Here is a 7,884-nt window from a genome sequence, read left to right on the forward strand (position 1 = left end):
CCAGAGATTAGGTTACAGATATTTATGTTTTCATGCGGAATTTCTTCAATATATTGTTATTTAAGAAAAATGCGACGGGTAGAACGGCGATAGCTGCAATGATGGCGATGAGTATCTGGGGGAAAGTGGGGGGAGAAAACCCGAACAGAGTTGAAACCCATGGGATTTCTATGATTACAGATAGCATGGCTAATGTTCCTGCGCAAATCCATAGGGTGATGACGGGAACATGAAGAAAAATAGTTCTCCATGTTGCATTCTCATCACGGCAGGCGAAAATTAAAAGAAGGTTGGTAATAACAAGAGCAATAAATGCCAGCGTCCTTGCCTGCTCGATAGTATCACCGGCGGAAAGACTTAAGTAATACAGCAGGAACACTACTGTTGTAACAACACCACCAAGAAGCAGGCTCTGTACAATATTGTAACCCGAGATCAGTTTTTCTTTCGCCGGACGTGGTTTGTCCATCATCAGTGCCGTTCCCCCTCGTTCTGCTTCAAATACAACAGAACAGGCAGGGTCAATAACCAGTTCGAGGAATGCGATATGGACAGGGGCAAGTAATAAGGGATGCCCAAATAAAACAGGAACAATGGATAAACCAATAATAGGTATATGGACTGCCAGAGTGTAAACCATTGCTTGTCTGAGATTTGAGTAGATCCGTCTTCCCAGATGTATAGCATCGATGATAGAAGTAAAGCTGTCTTCCAGCAGAACAAGCGAAGCAGCTTCTCTTGCCACATCGGTACCTCGTTTACCCATGGCGATGCCTATATGGGCCGCTTTTAATGCCGGAGCATCATTCACACCATCTCCGGTCATTGCCACAACTTCACCCTGAGCTTTTAGCGCTTCAACAATTGACAATTTCTGTTGAGGAGTGACCCGGGCAAAGACGTTCACGGAAGAATGCTTTTCCCATGTCCCGGGTAATAAGAGATCAGCACCCGTGACTATGGCTTCAGAATAAATTCCAGCCTGTGCAGCGATTGAGCCAGCAGTGCCGGGATGATCTCCTGTAATCATGACGACCCTAATCCCGGCCTGGTGACATTGGGCAATTGCGGCGAAAATTTCTGGGCGCAGCGGGTCTATGAATCCGATCAAACCAACAAATTCAAAATTAAAACCCTGCTGCCGTTCAGGCCAGGGTTGTGAGGCATCATGTGTTGCCCGGGCCACGCCCAGTACCCGTAAGCCTTTTTTAGTCAGTTGCTCTGCTTTGCTAAGTATAGCGATGCGTTTCTCGTCAGGAAGCCGGCACAATGATGTGATTGCCTCAGGTGCTCCTTTGGAGGCAACACAATCCTGTGTAGCATCGTCAGATCGCCATACATGGGTCATGGCAAACAGCGCTGGTGATAATTCATATTCTTTGACCAGAGACCATGTCGGGTGTAAATATTCTCTGCTGTTGATAAAAGTGGCTGCAATTTTATGAACAGCTTTCTCCATAGGATCGTGTGGTGAGATTTCGCAGGCGAGAACCGAATATTCAAGGGTCTGATAAAATTTGTCTGGCAGGGATTGCTTGTCATTTCCCTCAAAAAACATAAGATCCTGCTCTGTGGCCAGAGCTGAAACAACCATGTTGTTCTGTGTCAACGTGCCAGTCTTGTCAACACAAAGAATGGTTGTTTCCCCCAGTGTCTCTATCGCATTGAGGTGTCGTGTTAATACCCCATGAGCGGCAATACGTCTGGCTCCCATAGCCAGAAATATAATCATGATAACCGGGAATTCTTGCGGCAGTATTCCCATCGCCAGTGTTATACCGGCAAGCAGAGCATTCTGCCAGTCACTGTTTAAAATCCAGTATCCCCCTGAAAGAAGGGCACAAAGTGCTACTCCGATATAAGCCAGACGGCGAGTCAGATGCCCAATTTCATCCTGAAGGGGCGATTGCTTGGTAATAATATTCTGTAGCGATTTACCAATACGCCCCAGTTCAGTGTTGTTACCAACAGCGGTAACCTGTATTAATCCTTGACCTCTGACTACCATGGTTCCGGCAAAAAGTCGGGCCGGTAAATATTTGGAAACAGCATCTGACTCGCCGGTCAGCATTGATTCATCGGTTGCCAGCTCATGCGCCTGGAGGAGTATACCATCAGCCGGTATCCGCTCCCCTTCAGATATAATGACAAGATCATCACGAACCACATCTTTGCCTGGAACAGAAGAGATCTTGCTATCGCGAATAACCAGCGCTCGTGGGTTGGACAGATCTTTTAATACCTCCAGAGCCTTTTCGGTTCTGCGCTCCTGAAGAATAGTTACAGACATAATGATCACAACAAAACCCAGAAGGATTATCGCTTCGTGAGGATCCCCCATTGCCAGATAGATTGCACCTGCGCCAATAAGCAACAGAAACATTGGTTCACGACAGACATCGCAGGCAATCACCCAAAATGTCCGCCGTTGGCTTACGTTCAGCTCATTCAGTCCATCTTCCTGCTGGCGATGCTCTACCTCTGACATCGTCAGCCCTCGAGGCAGCTCTTTATCCATATTTCTGAACCTCTGCTCAATCTGTGCTTATTGAGTTATTATCTCGCCATCATAAGTATCATCAGACTTATGCTAAGTAAGCGAAACATAAGGGTGGCTCATTATTATTCAAAAAGCCTCTGAATAATATTTTTATTGATTCTGACAATTGTCCTTGTATGGGTCTACGTGTGTCATTACATTTAATACATTATATTTTTCCAGCACTGACTTCCTGGCATTAACCGCTATGTCATGGCCTTCTCTAACAGAAAGGTCACCATTAACCTCCAAATGAACATCAACAATAACTGAATCAGCCATTTTTCTTGTTTTTAAATTATGCAGGCCAAGAACGCCATTGGTTTCCAGTAAGGTTTGCCTTATTTTCTCTTCTGTTTCAGCATCAGCGGATCTGTCCATCAGGTCATGTAAAGCATCTGCTAAGAATGAATATCCCATCTTAGTAATAATAAGACCAACAATTAATGCTGCGATTGGGTCAAGAAGTTTGAACCCTGAAATATTCCCAATAATGCCTAAGGCTACAACGAGCGAGGATGCTGCGTCTGAGCGAGCATGCCACGCATTCGCTATCAGCATGCTTGATTTTACGCGAGTTGCTACGGATAACATGTAGCGGAAAAGCAACTCTTTAAACACAATGGCAAGTAAGGCAATCCAGAGGGCAGCGATATGAACCTGTGGAATGCTATCCGGAGCATGGATTTTATTGGCTGATGACCATAGCATCCCAATACCAACCACCATCAAAAGAGCACCAAGTATCAATGATGCTCCATTTTCATATCTGTGGTGTCCATAATGGTGATCTTCGTCAGGCTCTTTCTTGCTTTTTTGATTTGCGATCAGCACGACAAAATCTGCAATCAAATCTGATAGTGAATGGATACCATCAGCAATCAACCCCTGCGAGCCCGAAAAAATACCTGTAACAACCTGAACCAATGTCAACAGGCAGTTAACGACTACACTAACCCAGGTGCTTTTTCTCGCAGCCTGAAAACGTTCATGCGAGTCATTATCATGTTCATCATTAATATTAATGAAATTATTATCTGCCATTTATGGCTCCTGCTGATCGTAACTAAAAACATTCACATTTTATACATGACATTTATCATGAGCATGGCAATTAAATACTTTTTATTAAAAATGAGCAAGCTTTGATTATAATTATTTCCTCACACTTAACTTAGCCATTGCTATATTACTGGGTCTTTCTTTTATTATTTTTAACGAAAGAATTGTTAGGATCTAATTTATGAGCAGCCACCATTGCCGCGGTCTACGTCTGAAGCGCAGGATCAGAGCAGAGCTGGTCGGTTGATTTCACGCATGATGCCCAGATTTGTAGTCGCCGTTTTCGAACATTTAACATTATTGATGGCGCTAATGGCGAAGCGTTATCGATCGAACCTGGCCTGAACCTGTCGGCCAAGCGAGTGGCACGGATACTTGACAGGATCGCAGCAAACCGGGGATACCCGGCCGTGCTTCGCATGAACAATGGTACTGTATGTATCTCTCTGATACTGGCGAATGATCAGAAAACATGCAGTAAAGCCTGGGCCTATCAGGCCAGGCAACCGACTCAGAATGCTTTCTTTGCACGCTTTAACCGAACATATGTACTGAAATGCTGGTTTTTTTGCCTGTTCAGGATACTGAATGAAGTGCGGGCGGTAATGGGAAAATGGTAGTCGGGATATAACTGCGGATGTCCACGTGAATCCCTGAATTATCTGGCACCGGAAGAATATTGTATGAAGCACCATTTGGCCGGGATCTAAAAAAACGAGTATGCTTACAAATCCTATACGGGTTATATGCAACACATCTTAGTATAAATTTCGAACAACTACGTTTGACATATATATTTTTTGGCACTTAATGCTGCTACGCAAATTATATACTTAAGGTCATATGCAAGAAAGCACACTTTTTGTAAAGTATATAAACATGCATTTTAAATGAAATTAATTTTAAACAGTATAGGCAGCAATGAATCGCGTGTGATTTTTTACTTTCTTTTCTTCTGTGTTCCAATCTTCCTTGAACTCATCAATTTAATATGCCTGTAGAAAGAAAAGAATATGATAACTAGTAAAACAATTATCATCAATACATAGATCAGAAGCATGTTACACCCACTCTAAAATAAATTACAAATAAAATCCAGGTGAAGTTAAAGCAGGTAGGTGGAATTTGTCAATAGACCTTATTAATTTAGGACTTACCTCGTTTCACGCATGTCAATTCACTGAGGTAAATCCCAAATTTCAATAAGTTAGTATAAAAACATAATTTATACATAATTGTATATGACATTTGTAAAGACATATCTCTTTATTTATCTTTTTAACATTACCGCCATTAATTAACTTATCGAAATCATTACTACCACTACTGAGCAAATGTGATGCTAAAAAACATAAATGTTATTATTAAAAACTACAATTGTAAATATTTTGAAGCGGGTATTCATACCCTCATTGATACAATCTACAATAAATTTAAACTGCAAAGTGAGTATATTGACAGAGTTCATGGCTTTAACGTCATTTTCACACAGGGTCATTTCAATCCCTTCCGAATTAGAAACAAAAATGTAATCATAATGCCAGTGACCGTTGATATTCAAACAGTAGAACTTTTATTCAGGAACTTACGTGAAGGGAGTCCGATCGATTTGAAAGAAGTATCACTGAGCAACTGCGAGAGGAAAATTTTAGTTCTTTTCATCCTTGGGAAAAAAGATAATGAAATTTCATCCACCCTTTCCATTAACATAAAAACAGTTTCATCGCACAAAGCTAATATTAAAAATAAAATATCAGCAAACACACGCATTGATTTATTTTATGCTTTTAATGAGTATTTTGATCATTAGTAATGATGTATTTGAAAAATGATATGATTAGAGAACTGCCGCTGTTATAGAAACCCCGGCGAAGATAAGACATTGTGCTGCCTTCGCCGAATCAGAGCCGGGCTACACGGATGGGTTTCCGCTGGTATGACAATATGGCCGACTGAATGGGGCGCGTATACCTCACGTGATGCCGGAATTAGTATGCATATCCCGCCGGGCGACCCATAGTCTCCGTGACGGTCAATGATTATGTATTGATGGTGTCACTCGCTTGTTTCAGCATTGTAACTGATGTGCAATGTTATACTACTTATGCATTACATCCTTCCCTTTTATACCAACAGAAATCAACCTTGCCGAAAGTTCCAAATTAAAATCATTAAATTAAGACGAATAGCAGCATTGAAGATATTTTATATATTCAAATTTGATATTAAAGCATGAAAAATATCAACATTTTATTTGATGACATTTTGATTTAAATCATTTTTAGCATATATTGTTATATTTATAACTATCATAGCTATAAATTAATAAAGTAAGATGTGACTAAACATTAAATATGCAAGTTGAATCGTATCTCTGCCGAGATATCTTTGTTCTTTAAGTAAATACGTTTATTGACAAGTGTTTGATTAGGTTTGAATTTTAAATAGATGCTATGTTCAAGCATGGATGGTGCCTATGTTACCTTGCGAACTGACTTATAAATTAAACCAGCAGATGAACAGGGAATTCCGCTATGCGGGTATTTGTCTGGCAAGAAGTTCCTGGTTTTTAGAGTCTCATCACGATGATATTGCATATTTTTTCCGCCTTCTGGCACAATCCTCAATTACGAGAACTATGAAATTTTATAATTTCCTGAGTAAGTGTCAGGAAACACCTTTTATCATCCCCAATGTACCAGTTACTGATGATAATGAATTATCTTTGTCGGTCATCATTAACGAAATATTGTTAGATTTTAAAATGCGAAATGAGAACATCTCAACGATAGAAAAAATTTCCGCAAAGAGATCAAATATTAAAACGAGTTTGTTTATAGCTAACATAAGAATACTTTATCGCGATGAAGCACAATTATTGCTATCAACTATTGAAACCCATGGACTAAAAGAAAACATAGCCATTATGTAACCCCACAAGGATTAGATGTCGAGCGCTATTTATATTCTCTCAACAGCTAATGATAAGTATTTACTCTCAGCAACCTAAGTAAAATCACGCTTAAAATATTATATTCGAAAAAATTGACAGGTATTTAAAGCAAACACCTGTCATAGACATTTTAATTCTCAAAAAAGAGTTCCACTAATATTTATTTCATCAACATTGATAATGTCAGACATATTGAATCCAGACATATCATTACTAAACTCCTTACTCCGCATATAGTTCTGATTCACCAAGTTGATATCACAATCATCAGGAAATGTGACAACTGCGATTACCTGATTCTCTTGCTCATTACCACCTATATATACATTATTAACGAATATTCCAAACTTCGGTAAACTTACCATATGTTTTGGCCAGCATTCCCGGAAATATTTTGCAGCACTTTGTTTATTTTTTAACGTATAAATTCTTAATTGTTTCATCAGACTTCCTCTTATGGGTTGAGCAAAGCATGGGGTGTTTAACGAGCATACCAAAGAAGACAGGAGTATTTTATACAAAAAAACATATAGTAGCCTCATCCATAAATAAAATGTTTGGCTTTTGATAAAGTGCACGTGCGATGAGCAGTCGTTGCTTCTGACCACCAGAAATGCCCGTGCCCAGCTCGCCAATAATCGTCTCATATCCCATAGGCATGCGCATGATTTCCTCATGTATGTTGCACTTTCTTGCACATTCGATAATGAATTTTACCTGTTCAGGACACTGAATGAAGCACGGGAAATAACAGAGCGCTGGCTGACGGAATATAACAGAGGACGGCCTCATGAATCCCTGAATAACCTGACACTGGAAGGAGAGCAAAGAATCATTGAATCACTACATTCCTGCAACGACACCGTTGCTAGCACGAATCATGTCCAGGTCAATCGATTTTTAACCAATCGCTGAACAAATAACTATCCCAGGGAAGAAGGGGAACCCTGCCCTTACGAGGTAGTGGATAAGCCAGGTGCGTATTCTGGCGAAGTTGAACGGTTATTCCGGGGGAACGTGAACGCGTTATTTCCTAACGCGCCCTAACTTCTTTTTATTACACCGACCGTTCACTTTCCGTCAACCTGTGCCAGTCGTTTTCTCATCGACTCACCTTTCATTTCCAGCCGGTGGGAGTTATGCATCAGACGATCAAGGATCGCGTCTGCCAGCGTGTTATCTCCAACGCAACCGTACCACTCATCCGTTGGCAACTGGCTTATCATCACCGTAGCGTTCTTTCCGTATCTGTCATCCATCAGTTCCAGCAGATCGTTACGCTGCGCGGGCAGTAGCGGCTCAAGACCCCAGTCATCCAGGATAAGCAGTT

Annotated in this window: 6 protein-coding genes and 3 pseudogenes; 4 read left to right on the forward strand and 5 right to left on the reverse strand. The window is 40.8% G+C overall.

Going from position 1 to position 7,884, the window contains the following annotated elements; translation table 11 throughout:
- Positions 1–22 precede the first annotated feature (22 nt).
- Together GA0061070_RS17580 and GA0061070_RS17585 are read right to left on the reverse strand one after the other, a co-directional pair.
- Entirely contained in the window at positions 23–2,518 is a 2,496-nt protein-coding gene (locus GA0061070_RS17580; RefSeq protein ID WP_090137317.1) for a cation-translocating P-type ATPase, read from the reverse strand.
- Positions 2,519–2,650: 132 nt separating this feature from the next.
- Positions 2,651–3,583, reverse strand: a complete 933-nt coding sequence (locus GA0061070_RS17585; RefSeq protein WP_090137318.1) for a cation diffusion facilitator family transporter — start codon at positions 3,581–3,583, stop codon at positions 2,651–2,653.
- 248 nt (positions 3,584–3,831) lie between these two features.
- Between GA0061070_RS17585 and GA0061070_RS25880 the strand changes: the two are divergent.
- The 3 genes and pseudogenes from GA0061070_RS25880 to GA0061070_RS17600 all read left to right on the forward strand — a co-directional run.
- Positions 3,832–4,311 (forward strand): annotated as a pseudogene (locus tag GA0061070_RS25880) (integrase core domain-containing protein); the annotation flags it as partial.
- A 629-nt stretch (positions 4,312–4,940) separates the two neighbouring features.
- Positions 4,941–5,411, forward strand: coding sequence for a helix-turn-helix transcriptional regulator (locus GA0061070_RS17595; protein ID WP_090137320.1), 471 nt, complete (start codon positions 4,941–4,943; stop codon positions 5,409–5,411).
- Positions 5,412–6,077: 666 nt separating this feature from the next.
- Positions 6,078–6,533 (forward strand): ferritin family protein, encoded by a 456-nt coding sequence (locus GA0061070_RS17600; RefSeq protein ID WP_090137321.1) that lies wholly within the window; start codon positions 6,078–6,080, stop codon positions 6,531–6,533.
- 158 nt (positions 6,534–6,691) lie between these two features.
- On the opposite strand, the gene GA0061070_RS17605 is transcribed toward GA0061070_RS17600, so the two are convergent.
- Complete coding sequence (locus tag GA0061070_RS17605; RefSeq protein WP_090137322.1) at positions 6,692–6,997, reverse strand: hypothetical protein; 306 nt, start codon at positions 6,995–6,997, stop codon at positions 6,692–6,694.
- 88 nt (positions 6,998–7,085) lie between these two features.
- A pseudogene (locus GA0061070_RS17610) lies at positions 7,086–7,265 on the reverse strand (ATP-binding cassette domain-containing protein); the annotation flags it as partial.
- On the opposite strand from GA0061070_RS17610, the pseudogene GA0061070_RS25575 reads away from it, so the two are divergent.
- Positions 7,263–7,469 (forward strand): annotated as a pseudogene (locus GA0061070_RS25575) (integrase core domain-containing protein); the annotation flags it as partial. The pseudogenes GA0061070_RS17610 and GA0061070_RS25575 overlap by 3 nt on opposite strands.
- Before the next feature lie 155 nt (positions 7,470–7,624).
- On the opposite strand, the gene GA0061070_RS17620 reads toward GA0061070_RS25575, so the two are convergent.
- The coding region (locus GA0061070_RS17620; RefSeq protein WP_167353591.1) for an ATP-binding protein at positions 7,625–7,884 on the reverse strand (260 nt) is incomplete at its 5' end.

It is taken from the genome of Kosakonia oryziphila, from assembly GCF_900094795.1.
Lineage (GTDB): Bacteria > Pseudomonadota > Gammaproteobacteria > Enterobacterales > Enterobacteriaceae > Kosakonia > Kosakonia oryziphila.

Bases quoted from the DNA above. Each gene is read 5' to 3' on its own strand.
- GA0061070_RS17580 (WP_090137317.1), bottom strand. From the start codon at position 2,518: ATGGATAAAGAGCTGCCTCGAGGGCTGACGATGTCAGAGGTAGAGCAT.
- GA0061070_RS17585 (WP_090137318.1), bottom strand. From the start codon at position 3,583: ATGGCAGATAATAATTTCATTAATATTAATGATGAACATGATAATGAC.
- GA0061070_RS17595 (WP_090137320.1), top strand. From the start codon at position 4,941: ATGCTAAAAAACATAAATGTTATTATTAAAAACTACAATTGTAAATAT.
- GA0061070_RS17600 (WP_090137321.1), top strand. From the start codon at position 6,078: ATGTTACCTTGCGAACTGACTTATAAATTAAACCAGCAGATGAACAGG.
- GA0061070_RS17605 (WP_090137322.1), bottom strand. From the start codon at position 6,997: ATGAAACAATTAAGAATTTATACGTTAAAAAATAAACAAAGTGCTGCA.